Below are 22,937 nucleotides of genomic sequence, written 5' to 3'. Positions count from 1 at the left end.
CCCCCCAAGCCATTCGGAGGTAGTACCCGTATGTCGAAGACCCCCAAGGACGCGCGCAAGCCCTTCGGCCGTGCCCGTACCCGGTCCGCGGTGATAGCGGCCGGTCTCGGCGCGTCGATGGTCCTGGGTGCGGGCTCGGCGGTTGCCGCCCACGCTTCCGGGCAGGGCGACGTCTTCGCGTCACAGACCGCGTCCCTGCTCGCGGACTCCGCGCGGGCCCAGGCCGATCAGCAGAGCAAGGCCGCACAGGCCGAGGAGAAGGCGGCGGAGCGCGCGGAGGACGGCAAGGCGTCCAGGAGCGCCGAGCGCCAGAAGGCCGCGAAGAAGGCCAACGCCTGGACCAAGCCGGTCGCCGGCAAGTACGAACTGAGCGCCGGTTACGGCAACAGCGGCGGCCGTTGGGCCCAGAAGCACTCGGGCCAGGACTTCGCCGTTCCGAACGGCACGCCCGTCAAGGCCGTGAACAGCGGCACCGTCGTGAAGGCCGGCCCCAACGGCGCGGGCGACGGCTCCTCGTACGGCAACGCCGTCGTCATCAAGCACGACGACAACACGTACTCGCAGTACGCCCACCTCTCGAAGGTGAGCGTCAAGCCTGGTCAGAAGGTGCAGACCGGCCAGAAGATCGGCCTTTCGGGTTCCACGGGCAATTCCTCCGGCCCGCACCTGCACTTCGAGATCCGCAACAGTGCCGACTACGGCTCCGGCAAGGACCCGGTCGACGCGATGCGCGCACACGGCGTCAAGGTCTGACCCCTTCGGCGTGCCCCTGCGCCGCAGGGCGGCGGGCCCTCAGCCGTGATTCCGGTGCGCCGTGGTCACCAGTTCCTGGGCGACCTCGAGGACTGCCTTCCGCTTGTCCTCGGGGTCGCCTTCGGTTTCGTGCAGGCTGAACATCCCCGTGTGAATGGTGAACACGGCGGCGGAGCAGCGCACTTGATCGGTCAGCGCCGCGTCCGGGATCTGCAGGATGCCGACCAGGGTCCGGACCCGGTTCTTGAAGGTCTCGCCGATGCTGAGCTCACGCATCGTCGCCTGGTTCTCCTGCATGAAACGGAAGAGCGGGGCCGCCGCGAAGAGGGCCTCGCTGTAGCGCCGCAGCACCTCCAGCTTCACGTCCAGGCTGACCGGGCACTGCTGTTCCGCCCAGGCCACGACCTCGTCACAGGGCTCTGCGAGGTCCTGGAAGAGGCCGACGACGATGTCCTCCTTGCTCTTGAAGTGGTAGTAGAGGGCCGCCTTCGTCACGTCGAGATGCTCGGCGATCTCACGGAGCGAGGTCTTCTCGTAGCCGCGTTGCGCGAAGAGTTCCAGGGCGACGTCCTGGATGCGCTGCCGCGTGTTGCCCCTGCTCATGAGCCTCGGCTCCTCGTCCCGAAAAACTTACTTGACGCCCGGCTAGTGGCCGTCCTACCTTGCCCATGGTACTGAACTAGCCGGACGGCAAGTAAGTGAGGCGGGGGATCCCATGGCTGCGAGCGAAGAACCGCACGCCGGAGGCGACGGCACGCACGGCGGCGGGGCCGTCGAGCCGGAGAGCAAAGGCGGAGGCAACGGGCACGACGGTCCGCGCAGCGTCGGGACGGCCGTCTTCGCGCTGATGATCGCGGTCATGCTGGCCATGCTCGACAACATGATCGTCGGCACCGCGATGCCGACCATCGTCGGAGAGCTGGGCGGGCTGGAGCACCTGTCCTGGGTCGTGACGGCCTACACCCTCACCACGGCCGCCTCCACCCCGCTCTGGGGAAAGATCGGCGACATGTACGGCCGCAAGGGCGTCTTCCTGATCTCGATCCTGGTCTTCCTCGCCGGTTCCGTCACCTCCGGCGCCGCGCAGAGCATGTCCCAGCTCATCGGCTTCCGCGCCCTGCAGGGGCTCGGCGCGGGCGGCCTCATGGTCGGCGCGATGGCGATCATGGGTGAGCTCGTACCGCCCCGCGAGCGCGGCAAGTACATGGGCATGATGGCCGGCGTGATGTCGTTCGCCATGATCGGCGGACCACTCGTCGGCGGGACCCTCACCGACCACCTCGGCTGGCGCTGGGCCTTCTACATCAACATCCCCCTCGGAGCCGTGGCCCTGGCCATGGTCACCACGCTGCTGCACCTGCCCGGGCACCGCTCCCAGGGGAGGATCGACTACGCGGGGGCGGCGCTGCTGACCGTCGGGATCACCGCGGCCGTCCTCGTCACCAGCTGGGGAGGCACGGAGTACGACTGGTCCTCGGGCCCGATCGTCGGCCTCTGCGTGCTGGCCGCCGCCGCCGTCGCCGGCTTCCTCCTCGTGGAGCGACGCGCGTCCGAACCCGTGCTGCCGCTGGGCGTCTTCCGCAGCCGCAACTTCTCGCTCGTCACCCTCATCGGCTTCCTGCTGGGCTTCGTCATGTTCGGCGCCATGACCTTCCTGCCCCTCTACCAGCAGAGCGTCCAGGGAGCCTCCGCCACCAATTCCGGGCTGCTGCTCCTGCCCGTGCTGCTGCCGATGATGGTCGTCTCGGTCGTCACCGGCCGTGCCACCACACGTACGGGCAGGTACCGCGCGTACCCGATCATCGGCTCCGCGCTCATCCCCGTCGGCCTCTTCCTGCTGGCCCAGATGGACGTCGGCACCAGCCGCACCACCTCCGCGCTCTACATGGTGGTGCTCGGCGCCGGCATGGGCTTCCTGATGCAGCTGACCATGCTCATCGCACAGAACAGCGTCGACCTGAAGGACATGGGCGTCGCCTCGTCCACGACCACGCTGTTCCGTACGATCGGCGGCTCCTTCGGCGTCGCCCTGATGGGCACCCTCTTCGCGGACCGGGTGCGCGAGACGATGACGGAGAAGGCGGCCGCCTCCGGGTCGCCCGCCGGCGCGGGGAGCGAGGTGCCCGCACAGCTGGACGCCGCATCGCTGGAGCGGCTGCCCGCCCCCGTGAGGGAGCTCTACGAACACGCCGTCGCCGACGGTACGCACACCGTCTTCCTGATCGCCGCCGCCACCGCCGTGATCTGCTTCGCCGCCTCCTGGTGGATCAAGGAGGTGCCGCTCAAGGGCGGCGACCAGGAGCCGGAGCAGGCGAGCGAGCCGTCCGCCGAGCCCTCGGGGAGCGTCACACCCGTGTGACAGCCTTACGCGCATGAACACCCCCGGCATGGCCCGGCTGCGCGCGATGCGCCTCGCCAAGGACGCCATGGACCGTGAGTGGGCGGATCCCGGCCTCGATCTGGACGCGGTCGCCGCCCGCGCGGGCTACTCGCGCTACCACTTCGTGCGTGCCTTCAAGGCCACGTACGGGGAGTCGCCGGGCCAGTACCTCAGCCGCCGCCGCATCGAGCGGGCGGAGGAGCTGCTGCGCTGCGCGAACCTCACGGTCACCGAGATCTGCATGGCGGTGGGCTTCACCAGCCTCGGCACGTTCTCGGCGCGCTTCAAGAAGCAGACGGGCACGAGCCCCAGCGAGTACAGGCAGCGGCACGGACACCGGGCGGCCGCGATGATCCCCGGGTGCTACGCGATGCTCTTCACGGGCGGATTCAAGACGGGTGCGGCGCCGGGCGGGACAGGACGGGCGGAAGAGCGCGAAGAAGAGCGCAACAACGGAGAAGCGGGCCGAGAACGGCTCTGACATGGTGATTCACAAGTGGGGGTGCGGCGTTCGCGCCGTTCGTCCCCTCCTCGACCACCACAGATCCGGAGTCCGCAGTGATCAAGAGCCTGGCAATCGCCACCGTCTGGTCCACCGACCAGGAGCGGGACAAGAAGTTCTTCGTCGAAACGCTCGGCTTCACCGAGTGCATGGACATGAACATGGGCGACATGCGGTGGGTCACCGTCAGCCCTCCCGGCCAGCCCGACGTCCAGCTCACCCTGATGCGCCCCGACGGTCCGGGCCTCGACCCGGAGTCGCGGGAGGCCGTTCTGGCCCTGGTCAACAAGGGCGCGCTCGGCGCAGGCGTGTTCGCCACCGACGACTGCCGGGGCACGTACGCCGAGCTCAAGGCGAAGGGCGTCGAATTCGTCCAGGAACCGCAGGAGCGCCCGTACGGCATCGAAGCCCTCTTCCGCGACCCTTCCGGGAACTGGTACTCGCTCACCCAGCAGTGGGACGTGGAAGGGCTCGACATGAGCAAGCCCTGGAGCGGCTGCGTCGACGACGAGGAGGACGGTGCCGCCGCGCCCGGCGGCACCGAAGGGTCCGGCGGGGTCAGCTGAGCGGCAGCCGGTAGACCCCGCCGGGCAGCGGCTCGACCAGTCCGTCCGCGACGAGCCCGTCCAGTGCCCGGGCACGCTGAACGGAATCGCCCCACACCCGGTCGAGGGCTGCCTGCGGCACCGGACCGACCGCCTCGCGGAGCACGGCCAGCAGCTTTCCGCGGACCTGCCGGTCCGTGCCCGCGTAGGTCTGCGTGCGGCGCGAGGGCCCCACATGTTCCGGTGCGCCCGCGAGCTGCCAGGCACACTGCTGGACGATCGGGCACTGCCCGCATGCCGGGGTGCGCGCCGTGCACACCAGGGCACCCAGCTCCATCGTCGCCGCGGCCCAGCGTGCAGCCGTCGACTCGTCCTCGGGAAGCAGGGCGCGGGCCATCTTGCGCTCGGCCGCGGTGGTGGCGTTCGGCGGGTACTGCTTCCCGTTCACCGCGCGTGCGAAGACCCGGCGCACGTTGGTGTCGAGCACGGCGTGCCGCTGTCCGTAGGCGAACGAGGCGACGGCGGCGGCCGTGTACTCGCCGACGCCGGGCAGCGCGAGCAGCTGTGGGTGTTCCCGGGGTACGTCGCCGCCGTGCCGTTCCGCTATGGCGGCTGCCGCGCCGTGCAGGCGAAGGGCCCGGCGGGGATAGCCGAGCCGGCCCCAGGCGCGTACCGCCTCACCGGGCGGTTCGGCGGCGAGATCGGCGGGGCGCGGCCAGCGGCGCAGCCACTGTTCGTACACGGGCAGGACCCGGTTCACGGGTGTCTGCTGGAGCATGAACTCGCTGACCATCACTCCCCATGCGCCCGCTTCGGGGCGGCGCCAGGGAAGGTCGCGGGCGTGTGCGGTGAACCAGTCGACGACGGGGGAGTGGAGGGCGCGAGCGGTCTGTGCGACGGATTCGTCGGCGATGGCCGACCCGCGCTCAGGCTCGGGGGTGCGTGCAGTCTCGGTGGTCGCAGTCATGGCAGAACCGATCCTGACACGTGGGCACGCGCCCGAGAAACGCGACGCACAGGCGGGAACGGGTCGGTTGAGACTCTTCGCTCCGTGTGCGCTTCCGGCACGCGCCTGTTGAGGCCCGCGGGCGTCAAGTCGGGCGTTCCAGGGGCGAGATCGCAGATCCGGTGCGGGGCGCGCGGCGAGCGCCCCGTGGGAGCGTGCCTTCGGCCGGACGTGTCGGGGCGGGGCGGACGCGAGCGGCGGAGACTCCCGGAGTTCGCGGCAGGGCCTGTCGTACCGGCTGTCGGATCGGTCATCGACCCCATGTGCGCGGGGATTTCGGCAGCAGCTCTGTGTCCGTGCGGGCGTTCATCATAAAAGTTGCCTCATCGTGCACTGGGCAAGGTCTGTACGGCCCGGGTTGTCTCGTAAGGTTTGCGCGTGGGATCTCTGCGTAATCCGATCGGACCGCTCCCTTCCTCCATCTACTGGCGGCGAAGGGCAGTTGCTCTTGCCATCCTTGCGCTGCTGGTCCTACTGGTCGTCTGGGCACTGGGACTCGGCGGCCGTGGCTCCCACGACGAAGGCAAGGGCGACGGCGGCAAGGTACCGGCCAGCAGCATCACGCCGGGCCCGACCGATCCGGGCCCCACAGTCGGCGAACGCCCCGGCGGGCGCGACGAGTCGGACGAGGGCGGCACCTCCGACGGCGGATCAGGCGACGACGGCGGGGAGAACGGCGGGGACGGCGCCTCCGGCGGTGGGGGAGACGGCGGCTCCGGCTGGGAGCCCGGCCGCAGCGGCGCCGGCGGTACGGACGGCGGCGACAGCGCGGGCGGTGGTTCCACCGGCTCGGGCGGCGGCGCGGCGGTGCCCGCGGGATCCGAACTGCCCGGCTGCAAGGGCTCCGACGTCACGGTGTCCCTGCGAAGCGTGCACAAGGACTACGCCGAGGGGGAGAAGCCCCGCTTCGAACTGACCGTCAAGAACAAGCGCGGTACGGCCTGCAAGCTCGACCTGGGCCGCACGGCCACGGTGGTGACGATCAAGAACTCCGACGACAAGAAGATCTGGGCGTCGGACGACTGCGCACGGGAAGCGAAGCCGGCGCTCTTCCAGCTGCCCGGCAGCGGCAGCGCGACCCACACCTTCACCTGGTACCGCAAGGCCGGCTCGGCCGACTGCGGTACGCCGCCCGAGGGTTCGGCGAAGCCGGGGGAGTACGAGATCGAGGTCGACCTCGCGGGCGTCGAGAAGGTCGACGCATCCTTCGAACTGAAAGACTGACGGGCCGGCGAACGGGAGTCTGAAGAACCCGGGAGACCCGCGAGACCGGGGAGGCCGGGGAGGCCGCCTGAGGCCCGGGCTCAGTCCGGCCGGACCGGGCTCCGAGGTTCCGGCCCTCGGACGAAGTCGCCCCGCCCGCAGTGCGCACGACCACACGACCGTGCGCGACGCCCCCTCAGCTCGTCAGACGTACCGCTCCAGGATGCTGGACTCCGCCAGCCGGGAGAGCCCCTCGCGCACGGACCGGGCACGTGCCTCGCCCACACCGTCGACAGTCTGAAGATCGTCGACGCTGGCGGCGAGAAGCTTCTGCAGGCCGCCGAAGTGCTCGACCAGCCGCTCGATGACCGTGCCCGGCAGCCTCGGCACCTTCGCCAGCAGCCGGTAGCCGCGCGGCGAGACCGCGGAGTCCAGCGTCTCGGGGGCGCCGCTGTAACCCAACGCACGGGCCACGGTGGGCAGTTCGAGGAGTTCGCTGTGGCTGAGCCTGTCCAGCTCGTTGAGCGCTTCGCCGACCGTACGGGAGCGGCGTCCGCTCGGCTCCGGCACGTAGTCCCTCGCGACGAGATCACGCTCCGGTTCGACGCCGGCGATCAACTCGTCGAGCTGGAGCGAGAGGAGGCGTCCGTCCGTGCCCAGCTCCACGACGTACTCGGCGATCTCCGTGGCGATGCGGCGCACCATCTCCAGCCGCTGCGCGACTGCGGAGACGTCGCGCACCGTGACCAGGTCCTCGATCTCCAGGGCGGAGAGCGTGCCCGCGACCTCGTCGAGCCGTAGCTTGTACCGCTCCAGCGTGGCGAGAGCCTGGTTCGCGCGGGAGAGGATCGCTGCCGAGTCCTCCAGAACACGCCGCTGACCGTCGACGTAGAGCGCGATCAGCCGCATCGACTGGCTGACGGAGACCACGGGATATCCGGTCTGGATCGACACCCGCTGCGCGGTGCGGTGCCTGGTGCCCGTCTCCTCGGTGGGAATCGAGGCGTCGGGCACCAACTGCACGCCGGCGCGCACGATCTTGGTGACGTCGCGGTCGATGATCAGCGCGCCGTCCAGTTTGCACAGCTCGCGCAGGCGCGTGGCCGTGAAGTCGACGTCGAGGACGAATCCGCCGGTGCACAGCGGCTCGACGTTCTTGTCCATGCCGAGGAGGATCAGTCCGCCGGTGTTGCCCCGCAGGACCCGCTCAAGGCCGTCACGCAGGGCAGTACCAGGCGCGACCGCGCTCAGTGTGGCGCGCATCAGGCCCTCGGCACCGGATCCCCCACCGGTTTTGCCGGGAGCTGCTGCCCGGTCGTTGGCTGCCACGGCACTCCTTCGGTCGTGCGTACGTACGGGCGAGACCGGGGCAAAGTCTACCGGCGGCGCGCGCGGCGCCCTACTGCGCCGGTTCGGCGGCGCCGGACTCGATCTTGCCAGGTCTCGCGGGGCGGGCCGGCAGTACGGCCAGGGCCTCCCCTATGTCGGCGACCTCCCGGACGCGCATTCCCGGCGGAATCCTCCCGGGATCGGCCGGCACGAGGGCATGCGTGAAACCGAGGCGGGCCGCCTCGGCGAGTCTGCGCTGCACCCCGGTGACCCGGCGCACCTCACCGGCGAGACCCACCTCGCCGACGGCCACCAGGTTCTTCGGGAGCGGGGTGTCGCTGGCGGCGCTGGCCAGCGCCAGGGCGACAGCCAGGTCGGCAGCCGGCTCGGACAGCTTCACACCGCCCACCGTCGCGCTGTAGATGTCCCGCTTGCCCAGGGCGCTGATACGTCCGCGCTGCTCCAGAACGGCCAGCATCATCGAGACCCGGGAGGTCTCCAGACCGGACGTGGTGCGCCGCGGGGAGGGGATCTGGCTGTCGACGGTCAGCGCCTGCACCTCCGCCACCAGCGGCCGGCGGCCCTCCAGCGTCACCGTGAGGCAGGTGCCCGGGACGGGTTCCGCACGGCGGGTGAGGAAGAGGCCGGAGGGGTCGGCGAGCCCGGTGATGCCCTCGTCGTGCAGTTCGAAGCAGCCGACCTCGTCCGTCGCGCCGTACCGGTTCTTCACGCCGCGTACGAGTCGCAGACGCGCGTGCCGGTCCCCCTCGAAGTGCAGGACCACGTCGACGAGGTGCTCCAGCAGCCGGGGCCCGGCGATGGAACCGTCCTTGGTGACGTGTCCGACGAGGAGCGTGGACATGCCCCGCTCCTTCGAGGCGCGGATGAGGGCACCGGCCACCTCCCGCACCTGCGAGACGCCGCCCGGCGCGCCGTCCAGTTCGGGCGAGGCGACGGTCTGGACGGAGTCCATGATCAGCAGGCTGGGCTTCACCTCGTCCAGATGTCCGAGGACGGCGGACAGGTCCGTCTCCGCGGCGAGGAAGAGGTGCTCGCCGATGGCGCCGATGCGGTCCGCCCGCAGCCGCACCTGCCCGGCGGACTCCTCCCCGGTGACGTACAGGGTGCGGTGTTCCGCGTCGGACGCCTTCGCCGCCACGTCCAGCAGCAGCGTCGACTTGCCCACACCGGGCTCACCCGCGACGAGGACCACCGCGCCGGGCACGAGGCCGCCGCCGAGCACGCGGTCCAGCTCGTCGACGCCCGTGCTGCGCGCAGTGGCCTGCGTGCCGTCGACCTGACCGATGGGGAGCGCGGGAGCCGACACGCGGCCGGGCGCGGTCGTCCGTACGGCAGGGGCGCCGCCGACCTCCTCGACCGTCCCCCACGCATGACACTCGGGGCAGCGGCCGAGCCACTTGGCTGTCTGCCAGCCGCACTCGGCACAGCGGTACGCGGGTCGGTCCTTGCCGGAGGATTTGCGGGCAGCCATGCACGCCACCGTAGTCGGCACCTCCGACAGCGCGGAGCCGGCGGCGAGAACACCCAGGAGTGGTGCCATAGGCGGGACTTGACGTGCGCCGCGTCCCCTTTCGAGGGAGATAGTCACCCGTAAGGATTAAACGTGGGCGACTGGGTCCTCACGGGGCACGTCGCCCGCCTACCGTCACCGGATGAGCAGCAGGCGCGACCACTCCACGCACGCCACCGGTGCCCACCGTGCGCACTGGAGGCGGCGGCCGAAGCAGCACCAGAGCTCCGGCCAGCCAAGGGTCTTCAGCAGAACCGGAGCCTCGGCGAAGGCCGCGACGACGGGCACCGAAGGCGTCAACCCCGCGAACGGCACGCCGTCGGCGGCAGGTTCGACATCCGGGCCGGGCGGCCCCGTCCCGACACCCGTGCCCGCCGCGGCAGTCGGCGCCGCGGCGGGCGCCGGTGCGGCGTTCCCCCGCGGACGCACAGGGGCGGGCACACCCCCGACCGGCGACCCCGGCGCGGCAACCGGCACACCCGGCCCGGCGGCGACTGCCGCAACCGGCGCACCCGGCCCGGCGACCGCGGTCGAGGAGCGCGGCATGGCGCGCTACGAGCCGTACCTGGACGGCCTGTTCACGTACTGCCTGTCGGTCATGTGCGAACACGACGCCGCGACGAGCGCCCTCGGTGAGGCGCTCGTCCTCGCCGAGCGCCAGCACGAGAAGGACCGCGGCCCCTCCCGGCCCGCCCTGCACCGCCCGTGGCTGTACGCACTGGCGCGCTGGGTCTGCCTCCGCCGGCTCGCGGAGCAGAGCGGCAGCGAGTCCGGCGGCGGCCGGAGCGGTCGTGGCCCGGGCGTCCCCGCCACCGCGCCCCACCTCTCCGAGGCCGCCCGTACCCAGCGCCGTCGTGAACTGGCCGCGCTCGCATGGCCGGAGGCCGCCGGGACGACGCCCGAGCAGCGTGAGGCGCTGGAACTCGCCGTACGGCACGGGCTCCCCGCTCCGGAGGTCGCGGCCGTGCTCTCCCAGACGACGGAGGCCACGAGTGCGCTGCTCTCGCAAGCGGCCTGCGAGGTGGAGCGCACGCGCGCGGCCCTGGCCGTCGTGAAGTCGGGCGGCTGCGCCGCCGTCGCGGGTCTCGCCGGAGAGGACCAGCTGCTGCTCGGCCCGGCCTTCCGGCGCGAACTCGTCCGGCACGTCGACGAATGCACGCACTGCCGCCGGGCCGCCGAGCGCGCGATGGCCGGTGTGCCGTGGCCCGGCACGGCGCCCGCGGGCACGGCGGTGCTCGCGGTGCTCGAAGCGCCGAGGCCGGCCGTCGAGGCGGCCGTGCTCGCGGTACGCCGGGCGCGCGCCCGTCACACGCCTCGCTTCGACAAGACCGGCTTCCCCGTGGAGGTCAAGGACCGTGGCGCGCGCCGTGACCGGCTGCGCAGCCGGGCCGTGACGACCACCGTCGTCGCCACTGTCGTCGCCGCACCCGTGCTCGCCCTGTGGGCGGCCTACCGCGGTGCGCCCCTGACCGGCGAGTCGGACGGGTCGGGCATCTCCGCCTCCGAGAGCGACGAGGACTCCTCGCTCAGGGCCCAGCCCTATGAGAACGCCGCTCAGGACCGCTCCGCTCACGACGGACACAGACGCAGCCACGGCTCCGATGCCGACTCCCGGAAGGACAAGGGGCGTTCGGGCGACAAGAAGGACAGGAGCGGCAAGGACGGCGCGGGCGGCGAGAGAGCGGGCAGGCTCCACGTCGACGCCCGGTCCGTGGGCGGAGCGACGCTCATCAGGCTGACGGCGAGCGGCAGTTCACCGGTGCGCTGGTCGATGTCCGGTGGTGCCGCCTGGCTCGCGTTCAGCAGTACGAGCGGGGTGCTGCGTCCCGGGGAGTCCGCGACAGTACGGGTCTCGGTCGTACGCAGCCGTGAACCCTCCGGGGCCTGGGCAGCGCACATCCGGGTGGCGCCGTCGGGTGCGGTCGTCACGATCCAGGGCCGCGGCTCGGGCTCGGCGCCGCCGAGCGACCCGCCTTCGCAGGAGCCGACGACTCCGCCGCCTTCCGAGCCGCCGCCTTCGGAGGAGCCGACGACGCCGCCCCCCTCGGAACCACCGCCCTCGGAGCCGAGTACGCAGCCGGGGTGAACCGGCGGCCCCGGCCGGTCAGTTCGGGGGAGCGGGATCGGCGGGATGCGGGGCGAGCAGGGGCAGAGCAGGGAAACCCGAAGGGGTGGCGGCCGCGGCAGCCGTGGCGAGCCGCTGCGCGCACAGCTCGGCGAGCCGCTCGTAACCGGACTCGCCCATCAACTCGGTCAACTCGGGCCTGTACGACTCGTACACCGGCTTGCCCGCTCCGTGAGCCGAGGGGGCGGAGGTGCACCACCAGTGCAGGTCGTGACCGCCGGAGCCCCAGCCCCGCCTGTCGTACTCGCCGATGGAGACGACCAGTACCTGCTCACCGTCCGGCCTTTCCACCCACTCGAACGTGCGGCGGATGGGCAGCTGCCAGCACACGTCGGGCTTGGTCTCCAGCGGCTCCTTGCCTTCGCGCAGGGCGAGCATGTGCAGGGCGCAGCCCTGACCGCCGGCGAATCCGGGACGGTTGTGGAAGATGCAGGCACCGTCGATACGGCGCGTCTGCCGCTCGGGACCGTCGTCCGCGTCGCCGTCGCCGTCGCCATTGCCGTAGTCGTCCTCGTCCTCCAGCTCCCCCTCGTACTCGGTGACTTCGCCTTCCGCGTCGTCCTCTTCGTCGTCCTCGGCGTCCGCCGCCTCCTGCACCCACCCCGTGGCCATGCCCACGTCGTGGTACTGCCAGGTCTCCGGGGTGAGCCGGGCCACGTGCGAAGCGACGCGCCTCTCGTCGTCCTCGTCGGAGAAGTGGGCGCCGAGCGTGCAGCAGCCGTCCGTCGCCCGGCCGGGCCGGATGCCCTGACAGCCCTGCCCGAAGACGCAGTTCCAGCGCGAGGTGAGCCAGGTCAGGTCGCAGCGGAAGACCTGGTCGGCGTCGGCGGGGTCGGGGAACTCGACCCAGGCACGCGGGAAGTCGAGAGCGGTCTCCTCCGTGCGGGGGTGGGCGGGGTCGGGGCCCGCGCCCGGCGCCGGGGTCACCTCCGGGGTGGAGTATGCCGCTGCCTGTGCGGCTGGTGATGCCGGTGGCGGAGTCTGTGCCCCACGTCCCAGCTGTGCCGCCTCGTCCTGCTTCTGGCGCTTCGCCGCTTTCGTCTTTCCCACGTGCCCCAGCGTAACCGCGCCTTCGCCGGATACGGCTAGCGTGCACTCCATGAGACTCGGTGTCCTCGACGTGGGCTCGAACACGGTCCACCTCCTCGTCGTCGACGCGCACTCCGGCGCGCGTCCGCTGCCCGCCTATTCGCACAAGGCAGAGCTCCGGCTGGCCGAACTCCTCGACGCGGACGGCGCGATCAGCCCCGACGGTGTCGACCGCCTCGCCGCCACCGTCTCCGAGGCCCTCCAGGTCTCCGAGGACCAAGGAGTGGAGGACCTGCTGCCGTTCGTCACGTCCGCGGTCCGTGAGGCGGCCAACGCCGAACACGTGCTCACACGCGTCGCGGAGGAGACCGGCGTCAAGCTCGACGTCCTCTCCGGCGAGGACGAGGCACGGCTGACCTTCCTCGCCGCCCGCCGCTGGTTCGGCTGGTCCATGGGCCAGTTGCTGCTCCTCGACATCGGCGGCGGTTCGCTGGAGATGGCGTACGGGCAGGACGAGGAGCCCGACGCGGCCGTCTCCCTCCCGCTGGGCGCGGGCCGTCTGACCAACGCATGGCTTCCCGGTGATCCGCCCGACGCGGAGGACGTGCGGGCGCTGCGACGCCACGTACGGGCCGAAATCGCCCGCGTCGCCGGTGAGTTCAACCGGTTCAACCCCCCGGACCACGTGGTGGCGACGTCGAAGACGTTCAAGCAGCTGGCCCGCATCGGCGGTGCGGCGCGCTCCACCGAAGGCCCGTACGTGAAGCGGCAGTTGAGCCGCAGCTCGCTGGAGGAGTGGGTGCCGCGGCTGGCCGCGATGCCCGCCGCGGAGCGTGCGGAGCTGCCCGGCGTCTCCGAGGGCCGGGCCCGTCAACTCCTCGCCGGCGCCCTCGTCGCGGAGGGCGCCCTGGACCTCTTCCGCGTGCAGGAGGTGGACATCTGCCCGTGGGCACTGCGCGAGGGTGTGATCCTCCGTCGGCTCGACCACCTGCGGCGCGCGTGAGATCGCTCACTGGCGCGGGCGCGCCGCGGGACGCCCCCGGACCCCGGAAGGCGGCTCCGGCAGGCACGTGACCAGCAGCGTGACCAGGGTGTGGGCCGTGGAGGTGTGCCCGCCGAACGCCCGGCTGATCACTCGGCGGGAGCCTTAGGCTGTCTGCTGTGGCTCAACCTGCGGTGCGCGTACCCGATGCGAAGGTCGCCCTGTCCACGGCCTCCGTCTATCCGGAGTCCACGGCGACGGCCTTCGAGATCGCTGCGCGCCTCGGCTACGACGGCGTCGAGGTCATGGTGTGGACCGATCCGGTCAGCCAGGACATCGAAGCCCTGCGACGGCTCTCGGACTTCCACGAGGTGCCCGTGCTCGCGGTGCACGCGCCCTGTCTGCTGATCACGCAGCGGGTCTGGTCGACGGACCCCTGGACGAAGCTCCAGCGAGCGCGGCACGCGGCGGAGAGGCTCGGGGCGTCGACGGTCGTCGTCCACCCGCCCTTCCGCTGGCAGCGCAACTACGCGCGGGAGTTCGTCGAGGGCGTCTGGCGCATGGCCGGTGAGACGGACGTCCGCTTCGCCGTCGAGAACATGTTCCCGTGGCGGTACCGCGACCGCGAGATGCTGGCGTACGCCCCCGACTGGGACCCCACCCAGGACGACTACCGCCACTTCACGATCGACCTCTCGCACACGGCGACCTCGCGCACCGACACGCTCGCCATGGTGGACCGTATGGGCGACCGGCTCGGGCACGTGCACATCGCGGACGGCAACGGCTCCAACAAGGACGAGCACCTCGTCCCCGGCCGTGGCACGCAGCCGTGCGCCGAGCTCCTGGAGCGACTGGGGGCGAACGGCTTCGACGGTCACGTCGTCGTCGAGGTCAACACCCGCCGTGCCATGTCGGCGGCCGAACGCGAGACCGACCTCGCCGAGGCGCTGGCTTACACCCGCCTCCATCTCGCCGCGGCTGCCGTGGGCGGCACCGGCACGCCTCCGCAGAGGCACCGGTGAGCGCCGCCGGGCCGGGCCGCAGACGCGGCCGCCCGGCTTCGGCCGAGAAGGTCGCGGGCGAACCGGACACCCGCGACCGGATTCTCAGCTCCGCGCGCGCCGAGTTCGCGGAGAGCGGTTACGACAAGGCGTCGGTCCGGGCCATCGCGCGGGGCGCCGGGGTGGACCCGGCCCTCGTCCACCACTACTTCGGCACCAAGGAGCAGGTCTTCGTCGCTGCGGTCGAGGGCGCCTTCGCCCCGGCCATGGGCATCCCCGATCTGCTGCTGTCCGGCGGCCGTGAGCAGTGGGGCGAGCAGCTCGTGGGCTACGTCCTGGGCATCTGGGAGAACACGGTCACCCGGGACCCGCTGCTGGCGATCATGCGTTCAGCCGTCAACAACGAGACGGCGGCAGCGATCTTCCGCGGTCTCATCGGGCGTAACCTGCTGCGCCGCGTGGCCGGAGGTCTGGGCATGCCGGACGCGGAGCTGCGCGTGGAGCTGGCAGTGGCGCAGCTCGTGGGGACGGCGCTGCTGCGCTACGTCATCAAGGTGGAGCCCGTCGCGTCAGTGCCGGCCGAAGAGCTGGTGGTACGACTGGCCCCGGTGGTGCAGCGGCATCTGACCGGCTGACTCGTCCCCGGAGGCACGGACGGCCCGCGACCCGGAGGCTCCGGACGCCGTGCGCACGAGCTGGAGAGCCACGAGAGCCCACCTCCCCACCGTGCCCACGGACCGGTCGTCCGGTCTCAAGATGTGGTCCGAAGGTCCAGATCCCGGTCGCCGGGGCGTACTCTCGGGAACCTGCTGAATCTGTGAGCTGCCCCCGCCGCTCCACACCACGGCGCGCGCCACTGTGTACGACGAAGCGTCCGCTGTGCGACCGAGCCCGGCAGCGAGCACCGGACGGACACCCGTGTGTCGCCGCAAGAGGCGCACGCACCGTACAAGTGGAGTGCCACCATGCCCGAGCTGAGGTCCCGCACCGTCACCCACGGCCGCAACATGGCGGGCGCCCGTGCCCTCATGCAGGCATCGGGCGTAGCGCGTGAGGACTTCGGCAAGCCGGTCATCGCGGTGGCCAACAGCTTCACCGAGTTCGTGCCCGGCCACACGCACCTGCAGCCCGTGGGGCGGATCGTCAGCGATGCCGTCAAGGCGGCGGGCGGTATCCCGCGTGAGTTCAACACCATCGCGGTCGACGACGGCATCGCCATGGGCCACGGCGGCATGCTCTACTCCCTGCCGTCCCGCGACCTGATCGCCGACTCCGTCGAGTACATGACGGAGGCGCACTGCGCGGACGCCCTGATCTGCATCTCCAACTGCGACAAGATCACGCCGGGAATGCTGATGGCCGCAATGCGGCTCGACATCCCCACCGTCTTCGTCTCCGGCGGCCCCATGGAGTCGGGCACGGCGACGCTCGTCAACGGCACCGTCCGCAAGCTCGACCTGATCAGCGCCATCGCCGAGTCCGCCAACGACAGCGTCTCGGACGAGGACATGCGCCGCATCGAGGACAGCGCCTGCCCCACATGCGGGTCCTGCTCCGGCATGTTCACCGCGAACTCCATGAACTGCCTCACCGAAGCCATGGGTCTCGCACTGCCGGGCAACGGCTCGGTGCTGGCGACGCACACTGCCCGCAAGGCGCTGTACGAGGACGCCGGCCGTACGGTCGTCGAACTGGCCACGCGCTACTACGACCAGGACGACGACACCGTCCTGCCGCGCAACATCGGCGGACGTGCCGCCTTCGAGAACGCCATGGCGCTCGACATCGCCATGGGCGGCTCGACCAACACCATCCTTCACCTGCTGGCAGCCGCCCAGGAGGCGGAGCTGGACTTCACCATGGCGGACATCGACGCGCTCTCCCGCTCGCTGCCCTGCCTGACCAAGGTCGCGCCCAACGGCACGTACTACATGGAGGACGTGCACCGTGCGGGCGGCATCCCGGCCATCCTGGGTGAGCTCTACCGAGCGGGACTGCTCAACGAGGACGTGCACAGCGTCCACTCCCCGTCCCTGGCGGACTGGCTGAAGAGCTGGGACATCCGCGGCGGCTCGCCCTCCGCGACGGCGACGGAGCTGTTCCACGCGGCGCCCGGGTGCGTCCGGTCGGCATCGGCCTTCTCGCAGTCGGAACGCTGGGACTCCCTCGACACCGATGCCGCGGGCGGCTGCATCCGCGACATCGAGCACGCCTACTCCACGGAGGGCGGCCTGGCCGTCCTCCACGGCAACCTCGCCGAGAACGGCTGCGTCGTGAAGACGGCAGGCGTCGACGAGTCCATCCTGACCTTCTCCGGCCCGGCGGTGGTCGTCGAGTCGCAGGAGCAGGCCGTCGACGCCATCCTCAAGAAGCAGGTCAAGGAGGGCGACGTCGTCGTCATCCGCTACGAGGGCCCCAAGGGCGGCCCCGGCATGCAGGAGATGCTCTATCCGACGTCCTTCCTCAAGGGCCGCGGCCTCGGCAAGGCGTGTGCGCTGATCACCGACGGGCGCTTCTCGGGTGGCACCTCGGGTCTCTCCATCGGCCACGTCTCCCCGGAGGCGGCGGGCGGCGGCACGATCGCGCTCGTGGAGACCGGCGACGAGATCGTCATCGACATCCCCGGCCGCACCATCGAGCTGAAGGTCGACGACGAGGTGCTGGCCGCACGCCGGGCCGCGCTGAACGGCGAATACGCTCCGCGCGGCCGCGAGCGCAAGGTCTCCACGGCGCTCCGGGCGTACGCGGCCATGGCCACCAGCGCGGACAAGGGCGCCGTACGGGACCTGAGCCAGCTGGGCGGTCAGCAGTAGGGCCGCATGCGCCCGCCGGGAGCAGACGCGACCGGGACCGGCACGGGGCCCGACGCCCCTGAGTCGGCCGACCCCTGAGGGCTACCCCGAACCGCCGGCGGCACGTCCTCGGGGAGAACCCTGAACAAGCCCGCAGTTCCGCTGCTCCGCCTTTCCCGCCGCCTCGCCGGCTGCGCATCATCGGTGCGAACCTCCCGGGTGCGGACGCGGGAGACCGGAGAGAGGGCAGCGCAGTGAGCCAGCAACTGATCGTCCTCGCCGCCGATCCCGCCGGTGTGTGGGCGGCGGCCATCGGGACCGGCGGGGTCTTCGTTCTGCTGATCGTGCTGGTCTGGCAGATCGCGGCCACCTGGCGCGCCCGGATGCTCGCCGCGCGCGAGGAGCAGTACAAGCAACTGACGCAGAAGTACGCACAACTGCTCGAGGACAACGTCGAGTTGCACCGCCGGAACATCGATGAGCTTGCGGCGGCCCGGCGCGCCATCAGCGCGATCGAACAGCAGGGCGCGACGGATCAGAAGGCGCTGCACGAAGCCGACTAGCGCTGTGGCCTGCTGTGGCCGGGAAGTTTGCCGGGAAGCTGCCGGGCGTGGCGAGCCGGTGAACCTTCCCGGTCGCAGCACTGTCCCCCGGCCGCGAATGGTGAACCGCGCGACGGGCGTCCTCTGCGGGCGCGGGGCGGGGTGTCCCGCTGCGCGCCCGCAACCGGACCGTCACCCCGGCGCGCGCCCTGCGCCCGCTGACCGCTCGGGCGGTCGCTCCGCCGGTGACGAAGACGCCGCGGCAGCACGCGAGTTGTGCTCCTCCTCCCACGCGGACAGTGCCATCCCGCAGGCATGGTCGACGTGCCGGAGCCCCGCCAGGCTCAGCTCGACGCGACGGTCCGCGGGCAGCGCCTCCAACTGGTCCAGCAACCTGGGCAGCCGCAGGAAGGTGGCGTTGCCCAGCACCCGGACGCGCAGCGGCCGCCCCTGACCCGCGTCCTCCGTCTCGATCTGGACGTGGGAGATCTCCCAAGCGGACTTCACCACCGCGAGCAGCAGTCCGATCAGCACTCCCTCGAACATGTTCACCGTGAAGATCGCAGTCGCCGTGACCCCCAGCACCACAGCCTCGGCCCGGTGCTTCCGCCACAGAGGCCCGAGGTCGCGCAGCGGCATCAGCTTCCAGCCCGCGTGCATCAGCACCCCGGCCAGTGCCGCGACCGGAATCACGCCGAGCGCCGCCGGCAGTGCCGCCACGAACAGCAGCAGCCACACCCCGTGCAGTACACGGGAGAGCTTGGTGCGCGCTCCTGCCGCGACATTGGCCGAACTGCGAACGATGACCGCCGTCATGGGCAGTGCCCCCAGAGCACCGCAGACGGCGTTGCCCGCGCCCTGTGCCATGAGTTCCTTGTCGTACTGCGTACGCGGGCCGCCGTGCAGCCTGTCCACAGCGGCGGCGCTGAACAGCGACTCCGCAGAAGCCACGAGTGCGAAGGCCACCACCGTCGCGGGCACGCCGAAAGACGCGAGCGCGGCGAAGTCCTGTGCCTGCGGCGGCTGTACGGCGTCCAGCAGGCCCTGCACCCGTACACGCGCGATGGGCAGGTCGAACAGCGCGGTCACCGTAGTGGCCAGTGCGACGGCGGTCAGCGGTGCGGGCAGCACCTTCGCGACCGTCTTCCACTTGGGCCAGAGCACCAGCACCGCGATCGTCCCGACACCTACGGCCGCCGCCGTCACAGCCGTACCGGAGCCGAGTGCGTGACCGACGAGACCCGGCAGCCCCGCCAGCTTCCCGAGGCCCGAGCCCGGCGCTTCCGCGCCGGCAAGCGTGTAGACCTGGCCGGCGATGAGAACCAGTCCGATCCCCGCCAGCATGCCCTGCACCACTGCGACGGAGATCGCCCGGAACCACCGGCCGAGCCGCAGGGCACCCATGGCCAGCTGAAGCACCCCGGCGAGCAGCACCAGCACGCCGAGCACGCCGAGGCCGTACGCCTGCACCGCCTCGTAGACGAGTACGGTCAGCCCTGCCGCAGGCCCGCTGACCTGCAGGCTGCTGCCGGGCAGGAAGCCGGTGACGAGACCGCCGACGATCCCGGTGATCAGGCCCAGTTCCGCCGGTACCCCCGACGCGACGGCGACGCCCACGCAGAGCGGCAGTGCGACGAGGAAGACCACGAGGGACGCGGTGATGTCGGCCCGCAGACTGTCGCGGGTTCTGAGTTCCGAATGCATGTACGCCTCCAGCCCGCCTCGTCGCGCGTCATCCGTGCGGGGCGGGTTCGTTTCGCTGCATGAGGGTGCAGGGCGCTCCCCGGCGCCCTGCATGTGTGGGGGTTCTGCCTGTGGGCTCACGCCTGTCGGCGCGGCGGGCAGATCAGCAGCGCAACGTCTGATGCAGGAGTGGCAGGGCCGCGGATCTCGCTACCCGTGTCGTCTCACGCATAGTGACCGAGTCCATCGCCGCGTGCGCCTGCTCCGTACGAAAATCGCAACCGCACATTTGTCCCGGCGGTACGGGCGAGGCCGGAACGTGCCCCGTGTGACGCGCTGTGTGCCGGGGCCGGCAGTCGTCCTCCCCGGTGCCGGAGTGCGGTGACGCGGACTGCGACGGCTGTGCGACTGCTGTGACGGTTCGAGGGACTTCCCGTGCGACCTGGGCATATGCGCTCTCGACGGTGAGGAGCGTGGCGAACAGCAGGGCGACGGCGGCGAAGAGTGTCCGTCCGGCGTGCCTGCTCGGCCGCATCGAAGCTCCTTCGGCGAGCTCGTTGTACAGGAGGCTTCATTGTGTCCAGTCCGATGCATGGATTTGCAAGTCGGCACATGCACCCTGAGTGAAAAGTGCTGCATCGGGGCCGTAATCAAGCCATGCGTGGTCGCGGCCTGCTCGCCTCGCTGCGCGCAGTCGACCCGTCTTTCGCTTGACGGTTCTCGATCCGCGGTCCCACAATTCATCGCATGATGAATAACTCTCCGGCCGGGCGCACCACGGCAACCGGCTCCTCCCCGCCCCCCGCAGCGCAGGCCCCCGCAGTCCGGGCCGCGGGGCTGAGCGTCGTACGCGGCAGCCGCACAGTCATCGACGACCTCTCCTTCGACGTCGCCCCGGCGACCGTCACCGGCCTGCTCGGCCCCTCCGGCTGCGGCAAGTCGACGCTCATGCGCGCGATCGTCGGCACCCAGGCCAAGGTCGACGGCACCCTCGAGGTGCTCGGCCGCCCCGCGGGCTCCAAGTCCCTGCGCGCCCGAGTCGGCTACGTCACCCAGAACCCCTCGGTGTACGGCGATCTGACCGCCCGGCAGAACCTCGACTACTACGCGGCCGTACTCGGCATCCCCCGCCGAGAGCGCGCCGGCCAGGTCACCCGCGCACTGGGCGACGTCGACCTCCTCTCGCACGCCGAGTCCCTCACGGGGAACCTCTCCGGCGGCCAGCACTCCCGCGTCTCGCTCGCGGTCGCGCTTCTCGGATCACCCGAGCTGCTCGTCCTCGACGAACCCACCGTCGGCCTCGACCCCGTCCTCCGCCGCGACCTGTGGAACCTCTTCCACCGCCTCGCCGCGGAGCGAGGCACCACCCTCCTGATCTCGTCCCACGTCATGGACGAGGCCGACCGCTGCCAGAACCTCCTGCTCATGCGCGCAGGACGCCTCCTGGCCGCCGATTCCCCCGACGCCCTCCGCGCCCGTACGCACACCGGTTCCATCGAGGACGCCTTCCTGCACCTCGTGGACGCGGCCCGCGAGGCCGAACGCGCCACTCCCTGACCGGCAGCCCTCACCGACGGGCGACGACGACTCGCCTTCCCTCACTCCCTCTCCGCCCGGAGCACAGCCATGAAGCTCTCCCGCACCCTCGCCACAGCCCGCCGCGTACTCCGCCAGCTCAGCCACGACCCCCGCACGGTCGCGCTGCTGCTCCTGGTCCCCGTACTGCTCCTCGTACTCCTCTACTTCGTCTTCGACGCCGACCGCCGCGCGTTCGACGGCATCGGCGCCTCCCTCCTCGGCATCTTCCCGCTGGTGACGATGTTCCTGGTCACCTCCATCGCGACCCTCCGCGAACGCACGTCCGGCACGCTGGAGCGCCTGCTGTCCATGCCGCTCGGCAAGGGCGACCTGATCGCCGGCTACGCGCTCGCCTTCGGCGTCCTCGCCGTCGTCCAGGCCTCGATCGCCACCGGGGTCGCCGTCTGGCTGCTGGACCTCAACTTCGCGGGCTCGCCCTGGCTGCTGCTCCTCATCGCCCTGCTCGACGCCATCCTCGGCACCGCGCTCGGGCTCTTCGTGAGCGCTTTCGCGGCGTCGGAGTTCCAGGTGGTCCAGTTCATGCCGGCGGTGATCTTCCCGCAGATCCTGCTGTGCGGCCTCTTCGCACCCCGGGAGACCATGCAGCCCGTCCTGGAGTACGTGTCCGACGTCCTGCCCATGTCCTACGCCGTAGAAGGCATGAACGAGGTCCTCCAGCACACGGATCCCACCGGGGACTTCGTACGGGACGCCGTCGTCGTCGCGGGATCCGCCCTCCTCGTCCTCTGCGTCGGAGCTGCCACTCTGCGGCGTCGCACCGCGTGACCCGTGACGCGGCGGGGGCCGCTCATCCACCAGCCGGCCGCCCCGGCTGGTGGATGAGCGGCCCCCGCTCCGGTGCGAGGATGACCAGGAGCACGCGTACGTACTGGACGAGGTGAACCGCTCCATGACCCAGAAAGTCGCCGTCCTCGGCACCGGAAAGATCGGTGAGGCACTGCTCTCCGGCATGCTCCGGGGCGGCTGGTCACCGTCCCGCCTCCTGGTCACCGCCCGCCGTCCCGAACGCGCACAGGAACTGCGCGACCGCTACGGCGTGGAGGCCGTCAGCAACACCGAGGCCGCCAAGAGCGCGGACACCCTCATCCTGACGGTCAAGCCGCAGGACATGCGCCCCCTGCTCGACGAGCTGGCTCCGCACACCCCTGCCGAGCGTCTGATCATCAGTGGCGCGGCCGGCATCCCCACCTCCCTCTTCGAGGAGCGTTTCCAGCCCGGTACGCCCGTCGTCCGCGTCATGACGAACACCCCCGCCCTGGTGGACGAGGCCATGTCGGTCGTCTCCGCCGGCACGCATGCCACGGAGGCCCATCTGGCCCTCGCCGAGGAGATCTTCAACGGTGTCGGCAAGACCCTCCGCGTACCCGAGAGCCAGCAGGACGCCGCCACCGCGCTCTCCGGTTCCGGGCCCGCGTACTTCTACTTCCTGGTCGAGGCGATGACGGACGCCGGCATCCTGCTGGGGCTGCCGCGGGACAAGGCGCACGACCTGATCGTCCAGGCGGCGGTCGGAGCCGCCACGATGCTGCGCGACAGCGGCGACCACCCCGTCACACTGCGCGAGAACGTCACCTCTCCCGCGGGCACGACCATCAACGCCATCCGCGAATTGGAGAACCACCGCGTGAGGGCCGCCGTCCTGGACGCCCTGGAAGCCGCACGGGACCGGAGCCGGGAACTGGCGTCCGGGAAGGGCTGAGAGCCGCCCGGCTGCGGCCCCGGACTCCGTTTTGGGGTCGCTCAAGGCGTGGTGTAAGCTCGAACAGTTGCCGCGAAGCCGTTGTGTTTGTGGTGACGCTCTTGCCGTTCGTCGGCAGTCTCTGGGTTTGTTGTTTCCCCGGTTTCGCGGGGCTGGTTTTGTTGTGCCTGTATGGGTTGCGGAATCGGTTCGGTGAGTTTCGGGGCGGCTCGATTTTGAGTCGCCGGGGGTTA

Annotated in this window: 20 protein-coding genes; 14 read left to right on the top strand and 6 right to left on the bottom strand. The window is 71.1% G+C overall.

What is annotated here, in order from left to right; translation table 11 throughout:
- Nucleotides 1-30: 30 nt before the first annotated feature.
- Entirely contained in the window at nucleotides 31-753 is a 723-nt protein-coding gene (locus tag ACFPA8_RS13945) for a M23 family metallopeptidase (RefSeq protein ID WP_386447734.1), read from the top strand.
- A gap of 39 nt (nucleotides 754-792) precedes the next feature.
- Here ACFPA8_RS13945 and ACFPA8_RS13940 read toward each other — a convergent pair whose 3' ends face one another.
- Nucleotides 793-1,356 carry a TetR/AcrR family transcriptional regulator gene (locus tag ACFPA8_RS13940; RefSeq protein WP_386447731.1) on the bottom strand — a complete coding sequence of 188 codons (564 nt, stop codon included), beginning with the start codon at nucleotides 1,354-1,356 and terminating at the stop codon, nucleotides 793-795.
- Between the two features lie 112 nt (nucleotides 1,357-1,468).
- Here ACFPA8_RS13940 and ACFPA8_RS13935 point away from each other — a divergent pair, with 112 nt between their 5' ends.
- The 3 genes from ACFPA8_RS13935 to ACFPA8_RS13925 all read left to right on the top strand — a co-directional run bounded on the left by ACFPA8_RS13935 (nucleotide 1,469) and on the right by ACFPA8_RS13925 (nucleotide 4,201).
- Nucleotides 1,469-3,112, top strand: a complete 1,644-nt coding sequence (locus tag ACFPA8_RS13935) for an MDR family MFS transporter (protein ID WP_386447728.1) — start codon at nucleotides 1,469-1,471, stop codon at nucleotides 3,110-3,112.
- A 13-nt stretch (nucleotides 3,113-3,125) separates the two neighbouring features.
- Nucleotides 3,126-3,614 carry a helix-turn-helix domain-containing protein gene (locus tag ACFPA8_RS13930; RefSeq protein ID WP_386447725.1) on the top strand — a complete coding sequence of 163 codons (489 nt, stop codon included), beginning with the start codon at nucleotides 3,126-3,128 and terminating at the stop codon, nucleotides 3,612-3,614.
- A gap of 77 nt (nucleotides 3,615-3,691) precedes the next feature.
- Nucleotides 3,692-4,201 carry a VOC family protein gene (locus ACFPA8_RS13925; RefSeq protein WP_386447722.1) on the top strand — a complete coding sequence of 170 codons (510 nt, stop codon included), beginning with the start codon at nucleotides 3,692-3,694 and terminating at the stop codon, nucleotides 4,199-4,201.
- Here ACFPA8_RS13925 and ACFPA8_RS13920 read toward each other — a convergent pair.
- Nucleotides 4,194-5,147, bottom strand: coding sequence for an HhH-GPD family protein (locus ACFPA8_RS13920; protein ID WP_386447719.1), 954 nt, complete (start codon nucleotides 5,145-5,147; stop codon nucleotides 4,194-4,196). The genes ACFPA8_RS13925 and ACFPA8_RS13920 overlap by 8 nt on opposite strands.
- A 417-nt stretch (nucleotides 5,148-5,564) precedes the next feature.
- Between ACFPA8_RS13920 and ACFPA8_RS13915 the strand changes: the two genes are divergently transcribed.
- Nucleotides 5,565-6,410 (top strand): hypothetical protein, encoded by an 846-nt coding sequence (locus tag ACFPA8_RS13915; RefSeq protein ID WP_386447716.1) that lies wholly within the window; start codon nucleotides 5,565-5,567, stop codon nucleotides 6,408-6,410.
- A gap of 183 nt (nucleotides 6,411-6,593) precedes the next feature.
- Here ACFPA8_RS13915 and disA read toward each other — a convergent pair whose 3' ends face one another.
- Nucleotides 6,594-7,718: a DNA integrity scanning diadenylate cyclase DisA gene (gene disA, locus ACFPA8_RS13910; protein WP_386447714.1), complete on the bottom strand. Its 1,125-nt coding sequence runs from the start codon at nucleotides 7,716-7,718 to the stop codon at nucleotides 6,594-6,596.
- Between the two features lie 70 nt (nucleotides 7,719-7,788).
- Nucleotides 7,789-9,210: a DNA repair protein RadA gene (gene radA, locus ACFPA8_RS13905; RefSeq protein WP_386447711.1), complete on the bottom strand. Its 1,422-nt coding sequence runs from the start codon at nucleotides 9,208-9,210 to the stop codon at nucleotides 7,789-7,791.
- Between the two features lie 181 nt (nucleotides 9,211-9,391).
- On the opposite strand from radA, the gene ACFPA8_RS13900 reads away from it, so the two are divergent.
- Complete coding sequence (locus ACFPA8_RS13900) at nucleotides 9,392-11,335, top strand: hypothetical protein (RefSeq protein WP_386447708.1); 1,944 nt, start codon at nucleotides 9,392-9,394, stop codon at nucleotides 11,333-11,335.
- An 18-nt stretch (nucleotides 11,336-11,353) separates the two neighbouring features.
- On the opposite strand, the gene ACFPA8_RS13895 is transcribed toward ACFPA8_RS13900, so the two are convergent.
- Entirely contained in the window at nucleotides 11,354-12,424 is a 1,071-nt protein-coding gene (locus ACFPA8_RS13895; RefSeq protein WP_386447705.1) for a DUF3109 family protein, read from the bottom strand.
- 49 nt (nucleotides 12,425-12,473) lie between these two features.
- Between ACFPA8_RS13895 and ACFPA8_RS13890 the strand changes: the two genes are divergently transcribed.
- The 5 genes from ACFPA8_RS13890 to ACFPA8_RS13870 all read left to right on the top strand — a co-directional run bounded on the left by ACFPA8_RS13890 (nucleotide 12,474) and on the right by ACFPA8_RS13870 (nucleotide 17,744).
- Entirely contained in the window at nucleotides 12,474-13,406 is a 933-nt protein-coding gene (locus ACFPA8_RS13890; RefSeq protein ID WP_386447702.1) for a Ppx/GppA family phosphatase, read from the top strand.
- 158 nt (nucleotides 13,407-13,564) lie between these two features.
- Nucleotides 13,565-14,410 carry a sugar phosphate isomerase/epimerase family protein gene (locus tag ACFPA8_RS13885; protein ID WP_386447699.1) on the top strand — a complete coding sequence of 282 codons (846 nt, stop codon included), beginning with the start codon at nucleotides 13,565-13,567 and terminating at the stop codon, nucleotides 14,408-14,410.
- On the top strand, nucleotides 14,407-15,024 hold the full coding sequence (locus ACFPA8_RS13880; protein WP_386447696.1) for a TetR/AcrR family transcriptional regulator: 618 nt from the start codon (nucleotides 14,407-14,409) through the stop codon (nucleotides 15,022-15,024). Before ACFPA8_RS13885 ends, ACFPA8_RS13880 begins: the two co-directional genes overlap by 4 nt.
- 330 nt (nucleotides 15,025-15,354) lie before the next feature.
- On the top strand, nucleotides 15,355-17,202 hold the full coding sequence (gene ilvD, locus ACFPA8_RS13875; protein WP_386447693.1) for a dihydroxy-acid dehydratase: 1,848 nt from the start codon (nucleotides 15,355-15,357) through the stop codon (nucleotides 17,200-17,202).
- 233 nt (nucleotides 17,203-17,435) lie between these two features.
- Nucleotides 17,436-17,744 (top strand): hypothetical protein, encoded by a 309-nt coding sequence (locus ACFPA8_RS13870; protein ID WP_386447691.1) that lies wholly within the window; start codon nucleotides 17,436-17,438, stop codon nucleotides 17,742-17,744.
- A gap of 171 nt (nucleotides 17,745-17,915) precedes the next feature.
- On the opposite strand, the gene ACFPA8_RS13865 is transcribed toward ACFPA8_RS13870, so the two are convergent.
- A complete protein-coding gene (locus tag ACFPA8_RS13865) occupies nucleotides 17,916-19,427 on the bottom strand; it encodes a SulP family inorganic anion transporter (protein WP_386447688.1) in 1,512 nt (503 codons plus the stop codon).
- 729 nt (nucleotides 19,428-20,156) lie between these two features.
- Here ACFPA8_RS13865 and ACFPA8_RS13860 point away from each other — a divergent pair.
- The 3 genes from ACFPA8_RS13860 (at nucleotide 20,157) to proC (ending at nucleotide 22,704) form a co-directional block, all read left to right on the top strand.
- Complete coding sequence (locus ACFPA8_RS13860; protein WP_386449422.1) at nucleotides 20,157-20,963, top strand: ABC transporter ATP-binding protein; 807 nt, start codon at nucleotides 20,157-20,159, stop codon at nucleotides 20,961-20,963.
- Between the two features lie 69 nt (nucleotides 20,964-21,032).
- Nucleotides 21,033-21,770, top strand: coding sequence for an ABC transporter permease (locus ACFPA8_RS13855; RefSeq protein WP_386447685.1), 738 nt, complete (start codon nucleotides 21,033-21,035; stop codon nucleotides 21,768-21,770).
- 124 nt (nucleotides 21,771-21,894) lie between these two features.
- Nucleotides 21,895-22,704 (top strand): pyrroline-5-carboxylate reductase, encoded by an 810-nt coding sequence (gene proC / locus ACFPA8_RS13850; RefSeq protein WP_386447682.1) that lies wholly within the window; start codon nucleotides 21,895-21,897, stop codon nucleotides 22,702-22,704.
- Nucleotides 22,705-22,937: the final 233 nt, after the last annotated feature.

The sequence above is a fragment of the Streptomyces ovatisporus genome (genome assembly GCF_042653885.1).
Lineage (GTDB): Bacteria > Actinomycetota > Actinomycetes > Streptomycetales > Streptomycetaceae > Streptomyces > Streptomyces ovatisporus.
Note: the sequence above shows the minus strand (reverse complement) of the source record. Positions and strands in the feature narration are given on the sequence as shown.

Bases quoted from the DNA above. Each gene is read 5' to 3' on its own strand.
- ACFPA8_RS13945 (WP_386447734.1), top strand. From the start codon at position 31: ATGTCGAAGACCCCCAAGGACGCGCGCAAGCCCTTCGGCCGTGCCCGT.
- ACFPA8_RS13940 (WP_386447731.1), bottom strand. From the start codon at position 1,356: ATGAGCAGGGGCAACACGCGGCAGCGCATCCAGGACGTCGCCCTGGAA.
- ACFPA8_RS13935 (WP_386447728.1), top strand. From the start codon at position 1,469: ATGGCTGCGAGCGAAGAACCGCACGCCGGAGGCGACGGCACGCACGGC.
- ACFPA8_RS13930 (WP_386447725.1), top strand. From the start codon at position 3,126: ATGAACACCCCCGGCATGGCCCGGCTGCGCGCGATGCGCCTCGCCAAG.
- ACFPA8_RS13920 (WP_386447719.1), bottom strand. From the start codon at position 5,147: ATGACTGCGACCACCGAGACTGCACGCACCCCCGAGCCTGAGCGCGGG.
- radA (WP_386447711.1), bottom strand. From the start codon at position 9,210: ATGGCTGCCCGCAAATCCTCCGGCAAGGACCGACCCGCGTACCGCTGT.
- ACFPA8_RS13900 (WP_386447708.1), top strand. From the start codon at position 9,392: ATGAGCAGCAGGCGCGACCACTCCACGCACGCCACCGGTGCCCACCGT.
- ACFPA8_RS13890 (WP_386447702.1), top strand. From the start codon at position 12,474: ATGAGACTCGGTGTCCTCGACGTGGGCTCGAACACGGTCCACCTCCTC.
- ilvD (WP_386447693.1), top strand. From the start codon at position 15,355: ATGCCCGAGCTGAGGTCCCGCACCGTCACCCACGGCCGCAACATGGCG.
- ACFPA8_RS13865 (WP_386447688.1), bottom strand. From the start codon at position 19,427: ATGCATTCGGAACTCAGAACCCGCGACAGTCTGCGGGCCGACATCACC.
- ACFPA8_RS13860 (WP_386449422.1), top strand. From the start codon at position 20,157: ATGAATAACTCTCCGGCCGGGCGCACCACGGCAACCGGCTCCTCCCCG.
- ACFPA8_RS13855 (WP_386447685.1), top strand. From the start codon at position 21,033: ATGAAGCTCTCCCGCACCCTCGCCACAGCCCGCCGCGTACTCCGCCAG.
- proC (WP_386447682.1), top strand. From the start codon at position 21,895: ATGACCCAGAAAGTCGCCGTCCTCGGCACCGGAAAGATCGGTGAGGCA.